Here is a 23,131-nt window from a genome sequence, read left to right as displayed (position 1 = left end):
GGCCTGGGCGAGCGAGGCCGCCCTGGATCGCGACGCGTTCGAGCATGCGGCCGCCCAGTGGTTCGGCGCGCCGCAGAACTAGGGTCCCTCTTCAAAGATCATCGGTTTTTGGATCATGGTTAGGTGATACGTCGTCATGAACACCACCGGCCGATAAGGGGGCAGTACTGGCAGGACGAACGGGATGATCACGCCCTCGGCCGATCCGAGGCAGCGGCACTCGTCACGTCTCGGCGCTTCTGGTTGTTCGAGCCCGAGGTAGCTGTCCTGTTATCTGGGGACTCACCGGCACCCTGCGGCCAACCAGCATGGTCGGCGCCCTCCTCAGCCTCGCCGCAGCCGTCATCGCACTCAGGCACGGTGTCCCTGCCGGCGTCGCGCTCCCGGCGACCGTCCTTGCGCCTCTAGTTGCCGACCACCTGCCCGACAGGGCCGATACGTGGGGCCGGTCCCGAGACCGCGTCCGGGTCATCGAGGGCGAAGCCGCCGGACGGTACATGCAGCGACGTGCCGCCTGGTGCACCTAGCTGCAGGAGTCCCTCGACGAGGACCGTGCCTGGACCATGCTCGCCGATCGGCAGCAATCGGGCACCACCAAATGTGGGACGCCGCCGGTCTGCTGCAGCACCCCGACACGCAGAGGTGCTGGCACCCTGCCTGCCCGTCCGGATGCTCGCGATAGCGTCGCCGGACGGCCCAACTCGCGGGCTGGTGCCCGCGGCGGTGAAGTTCCTGTCGTGTGAGTCTTTGCTGGGGCCGCTGGACGGGCTTGAGGTGACGGGCATCGGCTGGGTCATTGCCGGGGGCGAGTCCGGGCCCGGGCACCGGCGGTTGGACGAGGCATGGGTGACACAGATCAGGGACATCTGCCAGGAGGACGGGGTGTCTTTCTTCTTTAAGCAGTGGGGCGGCCGCACACCGAAGGCCGGCGGCCGCGAACTGGACGGCCGTACCTGGGACCAGATGCCGCTCTCGGCCGCCGTGTATCGCATCTGGATGAGCCCGGACAGGTGATGGGGCGGTACCTGGCGGCACCGGCCGTCGTTGCCGGTACATGAAAAAGATCATGATGCTGGCCGTACTGCCCGCGGCCGCCCTGGCTCTGGCTGCTCCCGTCGCACATGCCGACAACGACTCGAACTTTGGCAGCGGTGTGAACGCCGCGAACAACTGGAACTTCAGTGCCGCTTCCGTGTGTCTCCAGGAACTCGCGGTGGTGCCGGTGGGCGGGGCATGGGTGGGTGACGCCCTGAACCACTGTGTGAACGGCAACGTGCTGAACCACTTGTGACCGTCCGTGGCAGTCTGAACCACCCACGCGCCTGTCGGCCGACTTCGGCGTAGGCGGCCAAGGGCGCTTCTGCGTATCGGCGCCGGAGCGCTCACCATTTTGGCCGTCGCTACCAAGGCCGCCATCGAAATGGCCACTGGCCGTGTTCACCGCGCAGGCAATCGTGCGCCGGGGCGCTGGCGCCGGCCACGGTGATCGTCCTCGCATCCCCGGCGTGATTGTTTCCGCCAGAGGGAGGTGGCCGGTCGGCGCCTGTCGAGCTCGACGGCGACGGTGCGAGGGGTGGGCCTCGCTCCTCTCGGATGCCGGGGGGCCGGACCGTGTGGGATCCCGGGACAGGCTGCGGCGGGCAGAGCTTGCGTTCCGGGCGGCGGCATTCTTTCAGGGGGTCGCTCCGGGCTCTCCTTCGTCCTGAGATGTCTGTACGGCGGACCGGGGCGCCGCGTCGTCCCACGACGGCTGCTCTGGCTCCGACGCCGTCCTGAGCGCGGCCACTGCCGCGGCCACGTGTTGGCGGACCGCGCCGGACAGCGTCCCGCCCTGGACGGTGGTCACTACCTCGTCGGCGACCTGGTGGAGTTTGGTATTCGTGTTCTGGGAGGCGCTGACCAGCACGGTCCAGGCGTCCTCGGCATTGAGTCCGAATGAGGCCATCAGGATGCCCTGGGCCTGGTCGATGGCGGGCCGGGTCTGCATGGCCCGGCGAAGTTGGACGACCTCGCTGCGCAGTTCCTGCTCGTCGTGGTTCAGGGCGTGCTCCCCTGGCGTGCGGCCGTCGTGATGAGGCGGTGTCGGCTTGGGGTCTTCCGGGGCGAACAGCGAAAGCGTCCCCGTGAGGGTCAGCAGCCGTAGCACCGGAGCGCTGGCGAAGCGGATGGTGAGGGTCTTTTGCCCGTCCAGGGCATGTCGCCTGGCGGCGATCAGGACGTTGAGAGCCACACAGTCGCAGAAGGTCGTTTCGCTCAAGTCCAGATCCACGCCCAGGAGGCTGCTCTTGAGGGCGTGGCGCAGGGCTGTCTCCAGATTCTGGGTCGTGCCGAGATCGAGTTCGCCGCGGATCGTGACGAGGACGCGACCGTCCTGGGACGGCGCGTCGATCGCCAGGCCCTGCAGCGCGGGGCGGTCGACCAGTGGTGCGTACATGATCCTGTCCTCGGTGAGGCGCTGCCGGAGACCTTTGGTCCGGCCCGTGCGTGGTACCCGGCCTTCAGGTTGCACTCCCGGTCTCTAACACGTCAAGGGATACCGGAAATTTATTTCATTCTTTTGTACACGTGAATGGCGAGCCCTATGCTGAGGGGATGGTAGAAGTGCCTGAGCCGCATACGGGATGGACGTTCCTCACCAGCCACGCCCGCGTGCTGGCCGCGATCGCGCAAGACCACACCACTCGGATCCGCGACATCGCCGCACGCTGCCGGCTGACGGAGCGCGCAGTCCAGAAGATCATTTCCGACCTGGAGGCCGACGGGTATCTCACCCACACGCGCGAGGGCCGGTCCAACGCGTACCGCATCCCGCAGGGGACCCTCCTGCGTCACCCGGCGGAGCAGGGGCTGTCGGTGGCGGAGCTGCTGAAGATGCTCGCCACCCACGACGACCGCCGTCACGATTCAGTGGACGGCGGTCCACGCACACCGCAGCGGGAGGATGCCGGGCTCTGACGCCCCGGCGCGCGAGATAGTGCGAGCGGCTTGCCTCCCGCCGGGGCGGACCGCCTCTCGGCGCGTCCGCTCCGGCCGGAACGGCAGAACGGGGAACACAGTCTTCCCGGGAGAAGCTTGGCGAGTTCGCTGCTGGCTCCGCCAGTGCCGGTCCAAGGCGGGCACACCAACTCCTGGCCGCAGGAAGGCCCGGCCAGCCTGACGCAGGGCGGTGTTTGCCGTCGTGACCGAGGGGCACACGTGCTTCGGACCGAAGGAGCACGCCTCCTTCTTCGCCCTCGGGTTGGCGCTGGCCAACTACGAGCAGAGTGATTCCGCGGGGGCCGACCGCTGATCGACTGGGCCGCATCAGTCATGACCCCGGAGCCAAGACATCACGGCCAGCGGCGTGGACGACGAAAAGTGTGTCCACCGGGCGAGGAGGTGCCCGTACGGACGGGGACCGGGATCGTGACCGGTGATCTGACCGTACGCACCACCTGAAACGGACAGACCGATGTGGCGACGCGGTATGAGCACCGCGAAGTGGTTCACCCTCACCGGGAGCCCGGCACCGTACCAGTCTGAGCAGGACAGCAGGCGACAGTACCAGGGGTGGTGGAAGCCGTGCGGCCGGCGGCGCTGTCGTTCTTCAGCCTGGCGGATGGGTGGATGGCTATGAGCACCGAATTCCCGTTGCCGCCACAGGCGCGGGCGCCGCGGCGCCCGCGCTGTTATCACCGGACCCTGACGGTTGGACCGACAGGCTGTTTGTGGTTCGGCCCGTGGCGGTCTGACGGGCGTCCGTCGGAGCTGCCCGTCCGGGCTGCGGCCATCCGAGTGCGCTGAAGCCGTGTCAGGCGACCGACCGAAACCGACTGACCATGCTGGGCGGGAATCAACACGCTGCCCAGCGACGAGGAGTACGGCATGCCGTGGACTCGGTGACTAGATTTCTGGCGGCTCTGAACCCGGAGGACCGGCAGACTGTCGGCGCCGAACCACGCGAAGAGCAGGAGCGCCTCGCCGAGGCCTGGGAAAGCGAGTTGGAGGCAGACGACGAACTCGACACGCTCGACGAGTTGTCGCCCGCTGCGGCAGAGGCAGAAGCGGCCCGTCGTGTCCTGGACCGTAGAGACGGTTGACCTCCTGCGGCACCCGTGCCGGCACGGTCACGGCCGGGCGGCCGACCGCAACCATGGTCGGCTGTGCAGCGTGTGATCCGGTGGGGCGGCTTTCGTCCGTCCCCGACCGGAAGGCGGGGGAGCCCGATGACGCAGCAGCAGACCGGGGACACGACGTCGCGGACGGGACCGGGCACGAGGCGGCCAAGGACCATGCGAGGTCATGCGCTGCGCTGGGTGTTCCGTCTGGTCATGGCCGCCCTGATCCTGCTGCTCGCCCTGCGCACCTTCGAGGAGACGGGCGTCGCGCACGCACGGTCGAACGGAACGCTGCACACGGCCGGGGCCACCATCACGAGGCTGACGTCCCATACGACGAGCGGGCGGGACGGCGGAGGCCAGGACGGCGGCAGCGGCGTCTGGACCGTCACCCGAGCCCCGGACCGGAGGGCAGGCCGCCGCCTTCCCTCGGCGGTGAGCCCGGTACACCCCGACGCGCCGGGCGTTTACAGGGGATCCCGAGTGCGTTACTTTCCGAGTGAGGTGGGAGCGCTCCCATACGGTGGACCGGAACCCGCCCCGGAGTCGCTCCCGCCTCGCCCCGATCCCGTACACCCCACGAAGGGATTGTCATGCTCCTATCAAGATTGAAGCGTGCGGGGGTGGCCCGACCGCCACTGTCCCGATTACCGCTCCCCGGCGGCCGTCCGTCCCCCTTCCTCGTTCTCCTCGCCCTGCTGGCCGTGCTCCCCGCCCTCGCCCTCATCGTCATGACCGGCACGCGGGCGGAGGCCCACGGCACCCCCATGAAGCCCGGCAGCCGTACGTTCCTGTGCTGGCAGGACGGGCTGACCGACACCGGTGAGATCAAACCGGTGAACCCGGCCTGCAAGGCGGCCCAGCAGGCCGGCGGGACCACGCCGTTCTACAACTGGTTCTCGGTGCTGCGCTCGGACGGCGCGGGACGCACCCGCGGCTTCGTCCCCGACGGCTCGCTGTGCAGTGGCGGCAACGCCAACTTCTCGGGCTTCGATCTGCCGCGCTCCGACTGGCCGTTGACCCACCTCACCGCGGGCGCGACCGTCGACTTCGCCTACAACGCCTGGGCGGCTCACCCGGGTTGGTTCTACGTCTACATCACCAAGGACGGCTTCGACCCGACCAGGACGCTGACCTGGGACGCCATGGAGGACCAGCCGTTCCTCACCGTCGACCATCCGCCGCTCAACGGCACCCCGGGCACGGTCGCGGCCAACTACTCCTGGAGCGGCAGGCTGCCGGCGGGCAAGACCGGCCGCCACATCGTCTACATGGTCTGGCAGCGCTCGGACAGCGCGGAGACCTTCTACTCCTGCTCCGACGTCGTGTTCGACGGCGGCAACGGCGAGGTCACCGGCATCCACGACCCGGGCAACCCGACCGAGCCCCCGCCCGGCACCTGCTCGGCGACGCGGCGCACCACCAACACCTGGCCGGGCGGCTACCAGTCCGAGGTGACGGTGACCAACACCGGTACGGTCCCGATGCTCGGCTGGATGGTCGACTGGACGCTGCCGGGCGGACAGTCGGTCGCCAGTCTGTGGAACGGCAACGCGACCTACGGCGGGCAGGACGTGATGGTGCACAACGCCGACTGGAACGGCTCGCTGAGTCCGGGCGGCAGTACCACGTTCGGCTACGTCGTCACGGGTTCGGGTGGCGATCCGTCAACGGCCCTTCCCTGTCGGGTCGGCTGAACGAGCGACGCTCGGGGCGGACCGGGTGGGTGGGTTCGGACCCACCCGGTCCGCGAGCCCGGACGCGGCGGGGGAGGCCCTGCCCGGGATGGTGCGGCTTGTGGCGACCGATGTGCGCGACAACGTTGTCGAACGGTCTGCTCCCGACTCTATCGCCTCAACGGACAACGATGTCAAGAAGGTTGACGGCCTACCTCGGCTCATTGGTGCCGATCGGGGGCGTGACTCCATCGGAGTGCGCGGCGGGCGCGGCACCGGCGGCGCAGGCGGTCTTCCGTGGTACCCGTGGCGCACGTTACTGTCCCTGCGGCTTGTGCGACCTGTGGTGCGCGACCCGTCCGAAGGAGGAGGGGCCGCGTCATGCGTTTCCGCCCGTCATCGTTACTGCTGGCCGTCGCCCTGACGGTCGCCGGCGCCACCCCGGCGCTCGCCGCACCTCCGTCGGGGCCACTCCAGGACCCCACCACGTACGTCGACCCGCTCATCGGCACCAGGAACGGCGGCAATGTCTTCCCCGGTGCCGTCACGCCCTTCGGCATGCTCTCCTGGAGCCCGGAGAACACCCGCGGGGACGCCACCCGCACGGCCGCGCCCGGCGGCTATCAGTACGACGCCACGCGCGTCCGGGGCTTCAGCCTCACCCACATGTCCGGAACGGGATGCGCGGGCGGCAGCGGCGACATCCCGTTCTTCCCGTACGCGGGTGAGGTCACCTCGTCCCCGGCGACCGACACCAAGGACGCCGTCTACGCGGCGGGGTTCGCGCACTCCGACGAACTGGCCGAGCCGGGCCACTACAAGGTGGGGCTCGCCTCCGGTGTGACCGCCGATCTCACGGCGACCGCGCGCACCGGCTCGGGCCGCTTCACCTTCCCCGCCGACAAGCCCGCCTCGATGCTGATCCGCACCGCCAACTCCGAGGTCGGATCGACGGATTCGACCGTGCGCATCGACCCGGCGACCAGGACGGTCTCGGGCTCCGTCACCTCCGGGAACTTCTGCGGCTATCTCGATCCCGAGGGCCGACGCTCCTACTACACCCTGTACTTCACCGCGCGTTTCGACCGCGACTTCAAGACCACCGGCACCTGGCAGGACGACCGGCTGAGCCCGGGGGCCACCGAGGCGAGCGGCGGCACCGGAGGCTTCGCGCAGGGCGGCCGCCCCCTCGTGGGCAAGGGGGCGGGCGGCTACGTGGAGTTCGAGCCGGGCACCGACCCGGTGAACGTCAAGGTCGGTATCTCCTACGTCAGTCAGGAGGGCGCGACCGCCAACCTGGACGACGAGAACCCGCCGTCCCGCTCCTTCGCCTCCGTCCGGCGCGCCGCCCACCGGGCCTGGCGCGAGCGGCTCGGCGCGATCGCCGTCGGCGGCGGCACCGACGGCGACCGCACCACCTTCTACACCGCGCTGTACCACGCGCTGCTGCACCCGAACGTCATCAGTGACGCGGACCGCAGATACCGGGGTTCCGACGACAAGGTGCACCGGGTCGGCCGGGGCCACGAGGCGCAGTACGGCACCTTCTCCGGCTGGGACGTCTACCGCTCCCAGGTCCAGCTCCTGACCCTGCTCGACCCCGGGACCGGCTCCGACATCGCGCAGTCGCTCCTCGAACTCGCCCGGCAGAACGGGGGAGTCTGGGACCGCTGGCTGCACGGCGCGAGCGGCACACACGTCATGAACGGTGATCCGTCGGCGCCCGCCCTCGCGGGCATCCGCGCCTTCGGCGGCACGGACTTCGACCTGCGCGGGGCGCTCGGCTCCCTGGTGAAGGCGGCGACCGTGCCGACCGCGCAGGACCTCTCACCGGCGGGCAAACCGGTGCTCTCGGTGGGTCAGCGCCCCTCGCTCGACAAGTACCTCGAACACCACTACATGCCGTCCGTGTCCAACGCCTGGGGCGGTGCGGCCGAGACCCTGGAGATGTCCGGCGCGGACTTCGCGATCTCCCAACTGGCCAGGGCCGCGGGGGAGAAGAAGACCGCCGCCGACTTCGCCGAGCGCAGCCAGTGGTGGCAGAACAACTTCAACATCGCGGCCGACCCCGGCGGCGGCTACGCCGCCAACCGGAAGGCCGACGGGAGCTGGGTCACCGGCTTCACCCCGGCGACCGGCAACGGTTTCGTGGAGGGTACGGCGGCCCAGTACACCTGGATGGTGCAGCACGACCCGGCGGGCCTCTTCGCCGCCATGGGAGGGCGTGACAAGGCCCTCGACCGCCTCGACACGTTCTTCCACAACGCGGACGGAAGCTGGGCGTTCAGCGGCAGCGGCGGTGACAAGTCCGAGCTGGACAACGAGCCGTCGGTCAACGTGCCCTACCTGTACGACTACGCGGGCGCGCCCTACAAGACGCAGGAGACCGTCCGCGCGGCGATGACCCGGCTGTGGTCGACGCGGCCCGAGGGCATCCCCGGCAACGACGACCTCGGCGAGATGTCGTCCTGGTACGTCTTCTCGGCGCTCGGCATGTACCCGCAGGTGCCCTCCCGCGCCGAACTCACCCTGGCCTCACCGCTGTTCCCGAGGATCGAGATCGACCGTCCGGGCGGCGCCGACATCGAGATCCGGGCCCGGGGCGCGGCCGCGGACACCCCGTACGTCCAGTCGCTGCGGGTCGACGGCCGCGGCAGCGAACGGCCCTGGCTGCCGGCCTCCTTCGTCCGTGAGGGCGGCACCCTCGACTACACGCTGTCGGCGACACCGAACAAGAGCTGGGGCAGCGCCGAGGCCGCCGCACCGCCCTCCTTCCGCACGGGCGAGCAGCCGTACCAGATCGGGGTGGGTCCGACCGCGGCGACGCTCCCGCCCGGCGGCAGCACCGCCCTCGACATCCGCGCCCTCGCCCTGGGCGGCGGCGCCGGACCCGAGGTCCGCTTCCACGTGGACGTGCCCGCGGGCGTGACCGCGACGCCGGCCGAGGGCACGGTGACCGACGGCGCCCAGCGAATCTCCCTCACCGCCGCCACCGACGCCGAGCAGGGGTTCTACGACGTCAAGGTCACCGTGACCTCCGGCGGCACCTCGTACACTCAGCCGGTGGCGCTCACCGTCGCGGCCCCCGGATCCCTCCTCGCGGCCTACGACAACACCGGCGTCTCGGACGACACCGGCGATCACGCCGAGGCCGACTACGACGGCGGCGGCTGGAGTTACTCCCGTCAGGCACTGGCCGACGCGGGTCTGACCCCGGGTGGCCGGGGAACGGTGGACGGTCTCGCCTTCACCTGGCCGAAGTCTCCGTCCGGCCGCCCCGACAACGCCTCGGGCACCTCGCAGACCATCGAACTGAGCGAGCCGGTAACCCGGTTGTCCTTCGTCGGCAGCGCCGTGAACGGCAACCAGAAGACCACGGCGACCGTCACCTACACCGACGGCGGCACCGACTCCGTCGATCTGTCCTTCACCGACTGGACCGTCGGCGGCGGGGGCGGCACCGTCCAGTACGGCAACGCGACCGTGGCGAAGACCGCCTACCGCAACGTCGCCGGAGCCGACAGGGACCCGGTGGCCACCTACGTCTTCGCCACCAAGCCGTTCACGGCACCGGAGGGGAAGACGATCAAGAGCGTCAAGCTCCCGGACAACGCGGACCTGCACGTCTTCACCCTCGCCACCGGATGAACCGTGACGGAGACGCGGCCACCGAAACCGCCCGCCGCCGGGTGGCCGCGTCTCCGTCACGCGATGCGCATCGAGACCTCAACTCGCCGGAAATACATAGTCAGTTCACATGTCGGATCGTTCCGGCGATTCCGCGTTCCCGTCACCCGGGTCCGGGCATACTCGCCTCGCGAAGAACGTATCCGACGGACACGCGGAAACCGGGGGAGATCACCGTGGGGAACCTTGGGCTTGCCGACACCATCGCCGCCTTGCGGGAGGAACTCGCGGAGGCGGTCGGCGCCGCGTCGGGAGCGGACTTCGGCTTCACCGTGGGGCAGGTGCAGTTGGAGGTGAACGTCGGCATCACACGCGAGGCGTCCGGCACCGGGCGTGCCAAGTTCTGGGTCGTGGAACTGGGCGGCGACGGCACGTACCGCAGGGAGGAGATCCAGCGGATCGTGCTCACCCTCGAGGCGCCCACGGATTCCACCGGAAGGCCCGTCAAGGTGACGCGTGACTCCTTCGTCAGGCCCTGACACGGCCGGCCGGGACCACCGTCGTGTTCAGCCCGCTCGATCGCGCGGTGGAAGTGCTGCGCAGACGTGCCGTCGGCACCTGGAGCGTCGGCTCCGGCTACCTCGTGGGTGGCCGGCTGGTGCTCACCGCCGCGCACAATGTCCTCACCGGCGATGTCCCCGACGACCCGGTCACCGTGCGCCGCCAGGACAGAAGCCAACTCATGGCACAGGTGCTCGCGGCGGACGGGGAACGGGACATCGCCCTGCTGCGGGTGGCCGCCGATCACGCGCTGGACGACATGCCCGCCGTGAGGTTCGCCAGGGTCGACCGGAGCAAGACCAGGCCGGTGGAGAACTGCTGGGCGATCGGCTATCCCGGCTGGAACGAGCACCTCGCGGAGCACGCCGACGTCCCCCTGCGGGACAGCGTGCAGATCGAGGGCGTGATTCCGCCCGGTTCCCACGTACGGCGTGGACTGCTGGAGCTGCGGACGACCTCGACACCGCGGTCACCGGGCCCGCGCGCGGGACACACCTCGCCGTGGCGTGGCATGTCCGGAGCGGTGGTGTTCGCCGAGGACCCGGAACTCGGTTCGCTGGCCGTCGGCGTCATCAGTGAGCACCATCTGCCGGAGGGAGGCTCGACGCTGACCGTGGCACCGGTGACGGCCCTGCGGGCTCTGCTGGAGGGCACCACGTGGTGGCCGGATCTCGATCCGGGCACCTGGGTGGCGCTGCCGTACGCCGGGACGCGCACCGGGCGCCGGGCGAGCCGCCACACGCACCTGAACCGCGCGGTGACGGACTTCACCGACCGGGAGCGGGCGATCGCGAAGGCGACCGTCCTGCTCACCGAACGCCTGGCCGACAGCGCCCCGGTGGTGGTGGTCCATGGCATGGCCGGTGTCGGCAAGACACAGCTGGCCACCCAGATCGCCCACCGCCTCGCCCCCACGTTCCGGTACGCACGCATTCAGGTCGACCTCGGTGGCGGGCATCTCGACGTGTCCACCGACGCGGCGATGATCCAGGCCCTGCAGGCCTTCGGGCTCAAGGGCGATGAACTGCCCCCGGACAGCCCGTCGCGCCGGTCCGAACTGCAGAAGCAGTTCGAGAGCGGCCCCAGCCTGCTCGTGCTCGACAACGTGGCCGAAGTGGCCCGGATCGTACCGTTGCTCCCCGTGTCACCGGGCAGCGCCGCCCTCATCACGAGCCGCTCCGCACTGCCGTCGATCACGGGGGCGGAGCGGCTGCCGGTCGATCCGCTGCCCACGGTGGAGGCACTGCGGCTCTTCCGGCGGATCGTCGGCACCGAACGGGTCGTCCGGGAGCCCGACGCCGCGAACCGAATCGTCTCCCTCCTGGGCGGTCTGCCCCTCGCCGTCCGTATCGCCGCGGGTAACGTGATCGCCCGGCGGAAGCCGCTGAGCGAGCACGCCACACTGCTGGCGGACGAGCGGCAGCGCATCGCGCGACTGGAGGGGCAACTGGACGGCGAGGACGCGGGAGTACGCAGCAGCTTCGAGATCAGTTACCGGACGCTCCGGCAGGACACCGGCCGCCTGTTCCGGCACCTCGGCCTGCTCCCCGGCGCCGACTTCGTGCCCGAACTGGTCGCGAGCTGCACGGGTGTCGGGCTGGAGGACGCCGAACGCATGCTCGGCGAACTCGCCGACCGGCAACTGGTCGAGATCACGGACATCACCGGCGGGCGCTACCGGCTGCACGACCTGCTGCGGCTGTACGCCAGGGAGCATGCCGAGCGCACCGATTCCGAGGCCGAACGAAGGGAAGCCGTCCGGCGTTCCCTCGGCTGGTACGCGAGCCGTCTGGAGCACTGGATGAGCAGGCCGGGGGCGCACGAGCTGCCGCCCCAGGAGGCGATCGACTGGTTCACCGCCGAACATCTCAACGTCCAGGCAGCCGTACGGCAGGCGCGCGACGCCGAGGAGTGGGTGCTGCTCCTGGGGATGGCCGGTTCTCTCTACGGGCTCCTCTTCCACCGCAGCCACTGGGAGGAGATGGAGGCGGTCAAGGCCATGGCGGTGGAGGCCGCACGCCGGCTGCACGACGAGTCCGCCGAGCTCGGTTCACTCGTCCATCTCGCGGAGGCACGACGCATCCTGGGCCGGCGGCAGGAGACCACCGCGCTGTACGAGCGGGCCCTGGAGATCGCGCGCGGCGCGGGCGACCAGGAGAGGGAGGGCTGGATCCTGGCGCACTTCGGAGACCTCCAGTGCGACCTGAACCGCCCGCGGGACGCCCTGCGCCAGTACGCCGAGGCCCGTGCCATCCACCGGCAACGAGGAGAGAAGGGAGCCGAGATCTGGCTCGCCGCACACATGGGTGACGCGTACCGGCAGCTCGACCGTCCGCAGGACGCCGCACACGTGCTGGAGGAGGCGCTGGCAGAGAGCCGGCGACGCGCGAACGAGGACGAGAGCGTCTGGTGCCAGTGGCATCTAGCACTGGCCTACGACCAGATGGGCCGGCATGCCGACGCCGAGGCGATCCTGTCTCCGGCGATCGCGTTCCATCGAGACCGGGGAGACCAGGCGGGTCTCGCGACCATGCTGACCATCCTCGGAGACGTCCACCTGCATTCCGGGCGGCCCGTCCTCGCCCGCGAGGCTTACGGCGAGGCGCTGGAGCTGGTCCGCTCCATCGACGCGCCGCGCCGTGTGGCGGAACTGGAAGCGGCGGTGGAACGCACACACGACTGAGATCCGGAACCGCCGAGGGGTGGGCCGCGGAGGTCTCCGCCGCCCACCCCTCGGTCATCGTCGTGACTCAGGACAGCAGTTCCACCTCCGCGAGGGTGGACTCGCCGTCGAGGACGAGACGGTAGTGGGCGTACGAGCCGGGCGTCGCGACCGTGAACGCCCGGGTCTGCCTGTCCCAGGGGAAGGACTCACCGGAGCGCTGGTCGAGGTCCGTCCACGTGGTCCCGTCCGACGAACCCTGCAGGGTCCATCCGGTCGGCGCCTTGGTGTGGTCCCCGGAGGTCAGCGTGTACTGAACTCCCTTGGTCCCGGCGCCGGTCGGCAGATCCACCGAGGTGACACGGGCGTCCGTGGCGGAGGTGTTGTCGAACAGGGCGCCGTCCCCCTTCAGGGCGTCCGCGCGTGGCGACGGCGCCTTGTCGTCCTCGGTGACCGACGCCGGTGCCGCGTTCCTGCCGGTGCCCCACGAGGACGGCTTGGAGCCCATGTCGAACTCCAGCACTCCGCCCCGGCTGATCAGCGAGTGGGGCAGCGCGGTCGATTTCCACGCCTTGCCGTTGAACCGGACGCCCTGCACGTACACGTTCCTCGTGCTGTTGCGCGGGGCCTTGACGACCAGGTCGTGGCCGTTCTCCAGGTGGACGGTCACCTTGGTGAACAGCGGTGAGCCGATGGCGTATTCGCCGCTGCCCATCACCAGCGGGTAGAAGCCGAGCGCGGAGAAGAGGTACCAGGCCGACTGCTCGCCGTTGTCCTCGTCCCCGTGGTAGCCCTGGCCGATCTCACTGCCGGTGTAGAGGCGGGAGAGGACCTCGCGGATGTTCTTCTGGGCCTTCCAGGGCTGCCCGGCCGCGTCGTACATGTAGGTGACGTGGTGGGCCACCTGGTTGGAGTGGCCGTACTGGCCCATCCGTACGTCCCGGGCCTCGGTCATCTCGTGGATGACTCCGCCGTAGGAGCCCACGGTGTCCGGCGAGGCCGTTTCCGGGGTCGAGAAGTACGTGTCGAGCTTCTCCGCGAGCGCGCCGCGGCCTCCGTACAGGTTGGCGAGACCGCGCGAGTCCTGCGGTGCGGTGAACGCGTACCCCCAGCCGTCGGTCTCCGTGTAGTCGTAACCCCACACGCGCGGATCGTACTTCGTGGAGTCGACCCGCCAGTCGCCCTTGGCGTCGCGGCCCTGGAAGAAGCCGGCCTTGGAGTCGAAGAGGTTCACGTAGTCCTGGGAGCGGTTGAGGAAGTAGTCCGACTCCTCCTTGTAGCGCTTCTCGCCGGTCTTCTCGTAGAGCGCCTTGCCCATCCGGGCGATGCCGTAGTCGTTGACGTAGCCCTCCATGGCCCAGGACAGGCCCTCGCCCGTGGAGGTGCTCGTGTAGCCGAGGAAGGGTGAGGTGGTCATGCCCTTGCGGCCCACGCCGGAGGTCGGCGGGACGACCGTCGCGTTCTTCAGGGCCGCCTCGTACGCCGACTTGGCGTCGAAGTCGACACCCTTGACGTACGCGTCCGCGAACGCCACGTCCGAGGAGGTGCCGGTCATCAGGTCCGCGTAGCCGGGCGAGGACCAGCGCGAGGTCCAGCCGCCGTCCTTGTACTGCTGGACGAACCCGTCGACCATCTCACCGGCCTGACCGGGCGTCAGGAAAGAGTAGGCGGGCCAGGTCGTCCGGTAGGTGTCCCAGAAGCCGTTGTTGACGTACACCTTGCCGTCGACGATCTTCGCCCCGGTGTGGGTCGGGGTGTCGGGACCCGGCATCGCGGAGAACGGCGAGGCGTACTGGTCCTTCGAACCCACCTTCTCGAAACCGGAGTTCGGGTACAGGTAGAGCCGGTACATGCTGGAGTACAGCGTCGTGAGCTGGTCCGGCGTGGCGCCCTGCACCTCGACCTTGCCCAGCAGCCTGTCCCACTGCTTGCGCGCCCCCTTCTTGACCGCGTCGAAGGACGTGCCGTCCGGGATCTCCTGGCTCAGGTTGTCCTTGGCCTGGTCGATGCTGATGAGCGAGGTGGCCAGGCGCAGGGTGACGGTGTGGTCGGAGCCGGGCCTGAACTTGAGATAGCCCTTGACGCCGCTGGAGGAGCCCTCGGTCACGGGCGCGTCGAAGGTCCCGTAGACGAAGAGCCGGGTGGCGCCGGTCGACAGCCCGGACTTCACGTCCGAGTAGCCGGTGACGACTCCCGCCGAGGTGTCCAGCGTCAGGCCCGCCTGCTCGGTGACGTTGTCGAAGATCACGCTCGCGTCGTCGCCCGGATAGGTGAAGCGCAGGGCGGCGGCGTGATCCGTCGGGGCCATCTCCGCCTTGAGACCGTTCTCGAACGTGACGCCGTAGTAGTACGGCCGCGCGGTCTCGTTCTCGTGCCTGAAGGCCAGTTCGCGGGCGGTGCGGCCGGTTTCCGGGGTACCGGAGGAGGCCGACGGCATCACCTGGAAGGTCTGCCGGTCGCCCATCCAGGGGCTCGGCTCGTGGCTCGCGCTGAACGCCTGGATGGTGGGCAGGTTGTCCGCGTTGTTTGCACGCGCGTAGTCGTACAGCCAGCTCAGCGAGCCCGCGTTGGTCACCGGCGTCCAGAAGTTGAAGCCGTGCGGTACGGCCGTCGCCGGGAAGTTGTTGCCGCGCGAGAAGCCGCCGCTGGAGTTGGTGCCGCGGGTCGTGAGCGCGTAGTCGGCCAGGTGCGCCGCCGGTTTCTGCGGTGCGGCCGTCCTGAGCGCGACGTCGTCCAGCCAGCCGCGGAACTTCGCGGGGCCCTTGGGCGAGTCGTACGCGAGGAGGATCCGGTCGACGGTCTTCCCGGCCGCGACGGAACCGATCCGCGAGGTGACGCTGTTCCACTGGTTGACGTAGAGCACCTTGGCGGCGCCCTGGCCCTGCGGCGTCAGCGTGAATCCGTGCTGGTCCACGGCGTCGAGACCGCTCAGCGAGGTGCCGTCGGTGAACACCAGGTCCGCGGCCACGTTCGTGGCGTCGTAGTCCCGGTCGCCGTCCGCCATCGAGGGGAAGATCCGGTACGACAGTTCCGTGTCGCGCCCCACGGCCACGTTCACGTCGAACACCTTGTTGTACGAGTACGCCCGGCCATCACCCTTGTGGGTGCCGGCGTAGCGCAGGGCCCGCTTGCCGGTGAAGCCCGCGCCCGCCTTCGCGGTCGGCGAGCCGCTCGGCCCCCGGTCCACGAGCGAGAGCATGTCCTTGGGCGTCGGGTCGTCGCTCCGGCCCGTCGAGAACTGGACGTCGGCGATCTGCAGGATGTCGCCGCCGTTGTTCTTCGTGACGTCGAGCCGGAAGTGCTGGTACTCGACGGGACTCTCGATGTCGTACGACTTCGTCTGGAACCGCTCGCCGAAGGATTCGCCGGAGCGGGTGTCGAGGGTCTTCCAGTCCTTGCCGTCCGTGGAGCCCTGGAGGGTCCAGTCCCGCGGGTCCCGTTCGTCGTGGTCGTTCGCGGACGTGAGCGCGTACGTGACCGCCTTGACCGGCGCGTCGAGGTCGAACTCCGCCCAGCCGGTGGGCTCGAAGGTCAGCCACTTGCTGCTCGGCTCGCCGTCGACGAGGTTCTCCTTGACCTCGCCCGCGCCGGTGTTCTCGCCGCTGGCCCGCACGTCGGTGACGTGGTCGGTCACATTGCCGGGGATGCCGGTGCTGTAGCCGCCGTCGACGCCGGAGGACCGCTTCGTCCCGTCGGGAGCGGTGTCCACCGTGTTGAGCCAGTCCGGGGCGGGATCGCCCGATTCGAACGAGGAGCCGAACTCCCGGTCGGGCTTTGCCGCTTGGGCGGGCAGGGCGACCGCGACGCCCTGGGAGGCCGCTAACAGGGAGAGAGCCGCCACCCCCAGTGCCGCCGGGGAGCGCCATCCGGACCGCCGCGTGGGACTCTGTCTGTACCGAGCTCTGTGCTGCATGCGCGAGCACCCTCCCTGCACCTGGACAACGTTGTCAATTTCGATGCGCAAGGACCATTTGGGCGTCAAGTTGACAGTGCTGTCAAGGGTGTTGGGTGTGGCATCCGGGGTGAATACCGTGTGACGAACCGTGCATTGAGTTCATTGCGGGACGCCGGCGCGGTGTGGATCTTCGTCGGGGTGGTCCGGGGGTGCCCCATATTTCCGTGAGGTCTCAACTCGGAAAAGACCGACGGCCAAACCTGCATTCGATCTTGCTCCGCTGGCGGGAAGTGGACTATACCTGTCGCGTCCGGCCAGTCGATCGACTGGCTCTGGACAGGCAGGACCCTGGGGGGAATTTCGCGGGACGGTGGAGCGTGGTCCATACACGTAACACCGGTTCGTCCTGGTGAATCCCCCACGCACGACCCCAGCTTGAACTGACCGCGGTGCCGGGGAGGATCCGGTTCACCGCCTGAGTCCTGGAGAAGGCGAGGACTTGAGCATGGGATCCACTTCCGCCGAGAACAGCAGCCCCGAGGGTGTCGGCCGCCGTGACCTCATCAAGAGGTCGGCCGCACTCGGCCTGATCACCGTCCCGACGATGAGCTTCCTGTCCGCGTGTGCGAGCGGCGGGGGCGATGACGACAACTCCGGCGACAAGGGCACCGGCAAGACCAGCAAGGACAACCCCTTCGGTGTGAAGAAGGGCAACGGCAAGCTCGACGTCGTCGTCTTCAAGGGCGGCTACGGCGACGACTACGCCAAGGCGTGGGAAGCCGCGTTCGACAAGAAGTGGGGCAGCAAGAGCGCCCACACCGGTACCCAGGAGATCACCGGCAAGCTCCAGCCGCGCTTCAACGGCGGCAACCCGCCGGACATCGTCGACGACTCGGGCGCCCAGCAGATCAAGCTGGACGTGCTCTACAAGAGCGGTCAGCTCCTCGACCTCGCCGCCGTCCTCGACGCCCCTTCCATCGACGACCCGTCGAAGAAGGTCCGCGACACGCTGATCCCCGGCACGCTCGACCCGGGCCTGCAGGGCGGCAAGGTCGTGGCCCTCAACTACATCTACACGGTGTGGGGGTTGTGGTACTCCGGCAAGCTCTTCAAGGAGAAGGGCTGGGAGGTGCCCAAGACCTGGGACGACTTCCTCGCCATCTGCAAGGACGCCAAGTCGCAGGGCATCGGCGGCCTCGCCCACCAGGGCAAGTACCCGTACTACATCAACGTCGCCATCATGGACCTGATCGCCAAGCAGGGCGGTCTGGACGCCATGAAGGCGATCGACAACCTCGACCCCAAGGCGTTCGTCGGGTCCGACGCCGCGAAGGCGGCCATCGAGGCCGTCTACGAGGTCGTGGAAAAGGGCTACCTGCTGGCCGGCACCAACGGCCTGACCCACACCGAGTCGCAGACGCGGTGGAACCAGTACAAGGCCGCGTTCATCACCTGTGGCTCCTGGCTGGAGAACGAGCAGCTCAAGCAGACCCCGGCCGACTTCGACATGAAGTTCATGCCGATGCCCAGCCTTCCGGGCGACAAGCTGCCGTTCGAGGCGATCCGGGCCGGCTCGGGCGAGCCGTTCATCATCCCCGCGAAGGCCGCGAACCTGGCCGAGGCCCAGGAGTTCATGCGCTCCATGCTCTCCAAGGAGTGGTCGACGCTCTTCGCCCAGAAGGCCAACTCCCTCACCATCCTCAAGGACGGTGTGTCCGACGGCGTGCAGCTCCGGCCCGGTACGCAGTCCACGGTCGAGGCCTCCAAGGCGGCCGGCGACAACTCCTTCAACTACCTGTACCCCAACTGGTACAGCGAGATGGACGTCTCCATCCAGAACGCGTCCAACGAGCTGATGGCCAAGCGCATCCAGCCGAAGGAATGGCTGAAGCGGGCGCAGGCGGCGGTCGACAAGGCGGCCAAGGACCCGGCGTCCAAGAAGAACCACCGCGACTGATCATGTAAACCCGGAACACCAGGGGCAGGATGCCATGCGAAAAGGGCAGAACCGGTTCGTCGCGGGGTTTCTCCTCGCACCTTTGGCGCTGTATCTGATCTTCGTGATCTGGCCTTACCTACAGACCATCGGTTACTCCTTCACCGACTGGAAGGGTCAGTCGCAGACGTTCAGTTTCGTCGGCCTGGACAACTACAAGGCGTTGTTCCAGGACGACGTATTCCTCCAGGCGATCTGGCACAACATCCTGTTCCTGGTGTTCATCCCGGTGATCACCATCCTGCTCGCCCTCTTCTTCGCCTTCATGGTGAACGCGGGCGGGCGGGGTGGCGCCGGCGGTGTCCAGGGCGTCGCGGGCTCGCGCTTCTACAAGATCGTGTACTTCTTCCCGCAGGTCCTGTCACTCGCGATCGTCGCGGTGCTCTTCGGAGCCCTCTACCGCAGTGACAGCGGAGGTCTGCTCAACGGCCTGCTGATCAAGCTCGGTCTGGTCGACGGCAACAACCCCATCGAGTGGATGAACGAGCCCAACCTGGTGCTCTGGTGCCTGATGGCGGTCGTCGTCTGGCACGGCGTCGGCTTCTATCTGGTGCTGTTCTCCGCCGCCATGCAGTCCATCCCGCGGGACATCTACGAGGCTGCGCTGCTGGACGGCGCGAGCCGCACCCACACCTTCTTCCGGGTCACCCTGCCCCTGCTGTGGGACACGGTGCAGACCGCCTGGGTCTATCTCGGCATCATCGCGATGGACATGTTCGTGCTCGTCTCGACCACGACACAGGGCACCGGTTACGGCGGCGGTCCCGACCACCACAGCGAGGTCATGGCGAACGTCATGATGCGCAACTTCCTCTACTTCGGAAAGAGCGGCTACGCCTGTGCCATGGGCGTCGTGATGCTCCTTCTCACCCTGATCCTGTCCGTGGTCACGCTGCGCGCCACCCGCCGCGAGCGCATCGAGTTCTGAGCGGGAGACACGACTATGAGCGCACCCATCACGGAGCCGGCGAAGGTCGACGGCGCCGCAGTACCCCCGCAGCGAGGCGCCAGGAAGGCGCCGCCGCGGCCGGGCGACAAGCGCACCGAGGGCATGGCCCTCAACGTCTTCTCGCACGGGTTCCTCGCCCTCTGGGCGATCCTGATCATCCTGCCGCTGCTCTGGCTGGTCCTGAGCTCCTTCAAGACCGACGCGCAGATCGGCGGTTCGGCCCTCGGCTGGCCCTCGAACTGGCAGTTCGACGTCTTCGGCCGGGCCTGGAACAAGGGCATCGGTGACTACTTCGCCAACACCCTGATCGTCCTGGTGTTCTCCGTCCCGCTGACCATGCTGCTCGGCGCGATGGCGGCGTACGTCCTGGCCCGCTACGAGTTCCCGGGCAACCGGATCGTCTACTTCTTCTTCGTCGGCGGGGCCATGTTCCCCGTCTTCCTGGCCCTGGTGCCACTGTTCTTCATGGTCAAGCGTCTCGACATGCTGAACACCTACCAAGGCCTGGTCCTGGTGTACGTGGCCTACTCGCTGCCGTTCACCGTGTTCTTCATGCACGCCTTCTTCAGGACGCTGCCCACGGCGGTCTTCGAGGCGGCGGTGCTCGACGGCGCCTCGCACACCCGGGCGTTCTTCCAGGTCATGCTGCCCATGGCCAAGCCCGGACTGCTCAGCGTCGGCATCTTCAACGTACTGGGCCAGTGGAACCAGTACATCCTCCCCTCGGTGCTGATGCAGCCGCAGACCAGTTCCGATCCGGAGCGCTACGTCCTGACCCAGGGCCTCATCCAGCTCCAGCAGCAGCAGGGCTACGCCACCGACCTGCCCGTCCTGTTCGCCGGCGTGACCATCGCCATGATCCCCATGCTGATCGTCTACCTGTCGTTCCAGCGCCAGGTCCAGGCAGGTCTCACTTCGGCGACACTCAAGTAACGAATCGTCCCGTCCGTCACATACGCCACCTCCGTCCCGGAGGTGGCGTATGTGTGTCCGGGTGGGGCCGGGACTCGAACATGACTGGGCGACCCCGATTTCCGTCAAGGACTTGACTGCGGTAACCCGTTCAGCGGAGCTTGGAGTTCACAACTTGTAAGTGACCGGGGTCCCGTTGACGTGACCCAGATCACATGGGCGGCATCGGGGCCGCCCGGCTGAGGGCAGGAGTGGATGAGTCGATGGAGACTCCGGGGTCGCAGTCGTCGCTGCACCGAGCCAATCTGGAGCGCGTCGTGCGAGCGGTGCGCCTCGCCGGTTCGCTCACGCAGGCGGAGATCGCGAGGGCGACGGGCCTGTCGGCCGCGACCGTTTCCAATATCGTTCGTGAACTCAAGGACGGTGGAACGGTCGAGGTCACACCCACCTCGGCGGGAGGCCGCAGGGCGCGCAGCGTGTCCCTGAGCGGGGACGCGGGCATCGTCATCGGCGTCGACTTCGGGCATACCCATTTGCGCGTCGCTGTCGGAAATCTGGCCCATCAGGTGCTGGCCGAGGAGTCCGAGCCGCTGGACGTGGACGCCTCCGCCGCCCAGGGCTTCGACCGGGCCGAGGAGCTGGTCAGCCGCCTGATTGCAGCAACGGGTGTGGACCGTTCCAAAATCGCGGGCGTGGGCCTCGGTGTACCGGGGCCCATCGACGTGGAGTCGGGCACCCTGGGGTCCACCTCGATCCTGCCCGGCTGGACCGGCGCGAGGCCCGCCGAGGAGCTGCGGGGGCGGCTCGGCGTGCCCGTCCAGGTGGACAACGACGCCAATCTGGGCGCACTCGGCGAGATGGTCTGGGGCAGCGGTCGCGGGGTCCGGGACCTCGCCTACATCAAGGTCGCCAGCGGTGTCGGCGCCGGCCTGGTCATCGAGGGCAAGATCTACCGCGGCCCGGGTGGCACAGCGGGAGAAATCGGGCATATTACACTTGATGAATCCGGCCCCGTCTGCCGTTGCGGCAACCGCGGCTGCCTGGAGACGTTCGCGGCGGCGCGTTATGTGCTGCCGCTGCTCCAGTCCAGTCACGGTACCGATCTGACCATGGAGGGCGTGGTCAGGCTGGCGCGGGACGGAGATCCGGGCTGCCGTCGGGTGATCGCCGACGTCGGCCGCCACATCGGCAGTGGAGTCGCGAACCTCTGCAATTTGCTGAACCCGAGTCGGGTGGTCCTCGGCGGCGATCTCGCCGAGGCCGGCGAGCTCGTTCTCGGGCCCATAAGGGAGTCTGTCGGCCGCTACGCGATCCCCAGCGCCGCACGTCAACTCTCGGTGTTGCCAGGGGCACTTGGGGGCCGTGCGGAGGTGCTCGGAGCGCTTGCTCTCGCACTCAGCGAGATGGGCGATTCGACCCTTTTGGACGGTTCTCTGTCGGCCGGTACTCCTGTCTTCACTTAGAGAACGCATGGCACCGTTGCCATCTCGTTAAGTATTTACTTCTTGACGTCGCACGTGTGGCCGAGTTGACTCCAGTCCACCTCGGCCGCAACGACGCGGCCTCGTCAGGGAGGTTTAGGAATGAACACGCAGATGCGTCGTGCCGCCGTTGCCGTTGCCGCTGGTGCAATGGCTGTCTCTCTCGCCGCCTGTGGCAGCGCGAAGGAGTCCGGTGGCGGGAGCGACAGCTCCGCCAGCTCCGCCAAGAAGGGCGACGCGATCAAGGTCGGTCTGCTCCTTCCGGAGAACCAGACGGCCCGCTACGAGAAGTTCGACAAGCCGCTGATCGAGAAGAAGGTCGCGGAGCTCACGAACAACAAGGGCACGGTCGTCTACGCGAACGCCAAGCAGGACGCGAGCACCCAGAACCAGCAGGTCGACACGATGATCACCAACAAGGTGGACGTGCTGATCGTTGACGCTGTGGACGCCGCCGCGATCAAGAGCTCGGTCCAGAAGGCCAAGGACGCCGGCATCCCGGTCGTGGCCTACGACCGCCTCGCGCAGGGCCCCATCTCGGCCTACACCTCGTTCGACAACAAGACGGTCGGCAAGACGCAGGGTGAGGCGCTCCTCACCGCGCTCGGCTCCAAGGCCAAGTCCGGCAAGATCGTCATGATGAACGGTTCGGTCACCGACCCGAACGCCGCTCAGTTCAAGGCCGGCGCCCACGAGGTGCTCGACGGCAAGGTGAACGTCGGCAAGGAGTACGACACCAAGGAGTGGAAGCCGGAGAACGCCAACGCCAACATGGAGGCGGCGATCTCGGCCCTCGGCAAGAAGAACATCGTCGGTGTCTACTCCGCGAACGACGGCATGGCCGGCGGTATCATCACCGCGCTGAAGGCCGCCGGCATCAAGGTCCCGGTCACGGGCCAGGACGCCGAGCTCGCCGGTGTGCAGCGCATCCTCGCGGGTGAGCAGTTCATGAGCGTCTACAAGCCGTACGCCCCGGAGGCCGACGCGGCCGCCGAGCTGGCCGTCGCGCTCGCCCAGGGCAAGTCGCTCGACTCCGTCGCCAAGGACAAGGTCGACAGCCCGACCGACAAGCAGATCCCGTCCGTGCTGGTCCCGGTCACCTCGCTGACCAAGGACAACATCAAGGACACCGTCGTCAAGGACGGCCTGTACACGGTCAACGACATCTGCACCCCGGCCTACGCCGCGGCCTGCAAGAAGGCCGGCCTGCAGTAATCAGCCGCGAGTCGTCCACGCGTACGGGAATTCGCCGCTGAATTCCCGTACGTGACTCGT

The 23,131-nt window shown here is 68.4% G+C and carries 15 protein-coding genes; 13 read left to right on the top strand and 2 right to left on the bottom strand.

The window, feature by feature from the left end; genetic code table 11:
• Positions 1-723 precede the first annotated feature (723 nt).
• Positions 724-1,014 carry a DUF5131 family protein gene (locus ACWEBX_RS18500; protein ID WP_451885890.1) on the top strand — a complete coding sequence of 97 codons (291 nt, stop codon included), beginning with the start codon at positions 724-726 and terminating at the stop codon, positions 1,012-1,014.
• A gap of 40 nt (positions 1,015-1,054) precedes the next feature.
• Positions 1,055-1,291, top strand: a complete 237-nt coding sequence (locus ACWEBX_RS18495; protein ID WP_451885889.1) for a hypothetical protein — start codon at positions 1,055-1,057, stop codon at positions 1,289-1,291.
• A 381-nt stretch (positions 1,292-1,672) separates the two neighbouring features.
• On the opposite strand, the gene ACWEBX_RS18490 is transcribed toward ACWEBX_RS18495, so the two are convergent.
• Positions 1,673-2,434 carry an ANTAR domain-containing protein gene (locus ACWEBX_RS18490; RefSeq protein WP_451885888.1) on the bottom strand — a complete coding sequence of 254 codons (762 nt, stop codon included), beginning with the start codon at positions 2,432-2,434 and terminating at the stop codon, positions 1,673-1,675.
• A gap of 158 nt (positions 2,435-2,592) precedes the next feature.
• Between ACWEBX_RS18490 and ACWEBX_RS18485 the strand changes: the two genes are divergently transcribed.
• The 6 genes from ACWEBX_RS18485 (at position 2,593) to ACWEBX_RS18460 (ending at position 12,644) form a co-directional block, all read left to right on the top strand.
• On the top strand, positions 2,593-2,955 hold the full coding sequence (locus ACWEBX_RS18485) for a helix-turn-helix transcriptional regulator (RefSeq protein WP_451885887.1): 363 nt from the start codon (positions 2,593-2,595) through the stop codon (positions 2,953-2,955).
• A 914-nt stretch (positions 2,956-3,869) separates the two neighbouring features.
• Positions 3,870-4,079, top strand: coding sequence for a hypothetical protein (locus ACWEBX_RS18480; protein ID WP_451885886.1), 210 nt, complete (start codon positions 3,870-3,872; stop codon positions 4,077-4,079).
• Between the two features lie 749 nt (positions 4,080-4,828).
• The gene (locus ACWEBX_RS18475) at positions 4,829-5,794 is read left to right on the top strand and encodes a lytic polysaccharide monooxygenase auxiliary activity family 9 protein (protein WP_451885893.1); all 966 of its coding nucleotides are present in this window, start codon (positions 4,829-4,831) and stop codon (positions 5,792-5,794) included.
• Between the two features lie 360 nt (positions 5,795-6,154).
• Positions 6,155-9,421 carry a GH92 family glycosyl hydrolase gene (locus ACWEBX_RS18470; protein ID WP_451885885.1) on the top strand — a complete coding sequence of 1,089 codons (3,267 nt, stop codon included), beginning with the start codon at positions 6,155-6,157 and terminating at the stop codon, positions 9,419-9,421.
• 215 nt (positions 9,422-9,636) lie between these two features.
• The gene (locus tag ACWEBX_RS18465) at positions 9,637-9,939 is read left to right on the top strand and encodes a trypco2 family protein (RefSeq protein WP_451885884.1); all 303 of its coding nucleotides are present in this window, start codon (positions 9,637-9,639) and stop codon (positions 9,937-9,939) included.
• 23 nt (positions 9,940-9,962) lie between these two features.
• Positions 9,963-12,644, top strand: coding sequence for a tetratricopeptide repeat protein (locus ACWEBX_RS18460; RefSeq protein WP_451885883.1), 2,682 nt, complete (start codon positions 9,963-9,965; stop codon positions 12,642-12,644).
• 67 nt (positions 12,645-12,711) lie between these two features.
• On the opposite strand, the gene ACWEBX_RS18455 is transcribed toward ACWEBX_RS18460, so the two are convergent.
• Positions 12,712-16,536: a GH92 family glycosyl hydrolase gene (locus ACWEBX_RS18455; protein WP_451885882.1), complete on the bottom strand. Its 3,825-nt coding sequence runs from the start codon at positions 16,534-16,536 to the stop codon at positions 12,712-12,714.
• A gap of 487 nt (positions 16,537-17,023) precedes the next feature.
• Here ACWEBX_RS18455 and ngcE point away from each other — a divergent pair, with 487 nt between their 5' ends.
• The 5 genes from ngcE to ACWEBX_RS18430 all read left to right on the top strand — a co-directional run bounded on the left by ngcE (position 17,024) and on the right by ACWEBX_RS18430 (position 23,071).
• Positions 17,024-18,475 (top strand): N-acetylglucosamine/diacetylchitobiose ABC transporter substrate-binding protein, encoded by a 1,452-nt coding sequence (gene ngcE / locus ACWEBX_RS18450; RefSeq protein ID WP_451885881.1) that lies wholly within the window; start codon positions 17,024-17,026, stop codon positions 18,473-18,475.
• A gap of 34 nt (positions 18,476-18,509) precedes the next feature.
• Entirely contained in the window at positions 18,510-19,442 is a 933-nt protein-coding gene (locus tag ACWEBX_RS18445) for a carbohydrate ABC transporter permease (RefSeq protein ID WP_451885880.1), read from the top strand.
• Between the two features lie 15 nt (positions 19,443-19,457).
• Positions 19,458-20,396 carry a carbohydrate ABC transporter permease gene (locus tag ACWEBX_RS18440; protein WP_451885879.1) on the top strand — a complete coding sequence of 313 codons (939 nt, stop codon included), beginning with the start codon at positions 19,458-19,460 and terminating at the stop codon, positions 20,394-20,396.
• Positions 20,397-20,638: 242 nt separating this feature from the next.
• Complete coding sequence (locus ACWEBX_RS18435; protein WP_355769267.1) at positions 20,639-21,838, top strand: ROK family transcriptional regulator; 1,200 nt, start codon at positions 20,639-20,641, stop codon at positions 21,836-21,838.
• Between the two features lie 132 nt (positions 21,839-21,970).
• A complete protein-coding gene (locus tag ACWEBX_RS18430) occupies positions 21,971-23,071 on the top strand; it encodes a substrate-binding domain-containing protein (protein WP_451885892.1) in 1,101 nt (366 codons plus the stop codon).
• The last annotated feature ends 60 nt before the right edge of the window (positions 23,072-23,131 follow it).

Source organism: Streptomyces sp. NPDC005070 (assembly GCF_053600395.1).
Note: the sequence above shows the minus strand (reverse complement) of the source record. Positions and strands in the feature narration are given on the sequence as shown.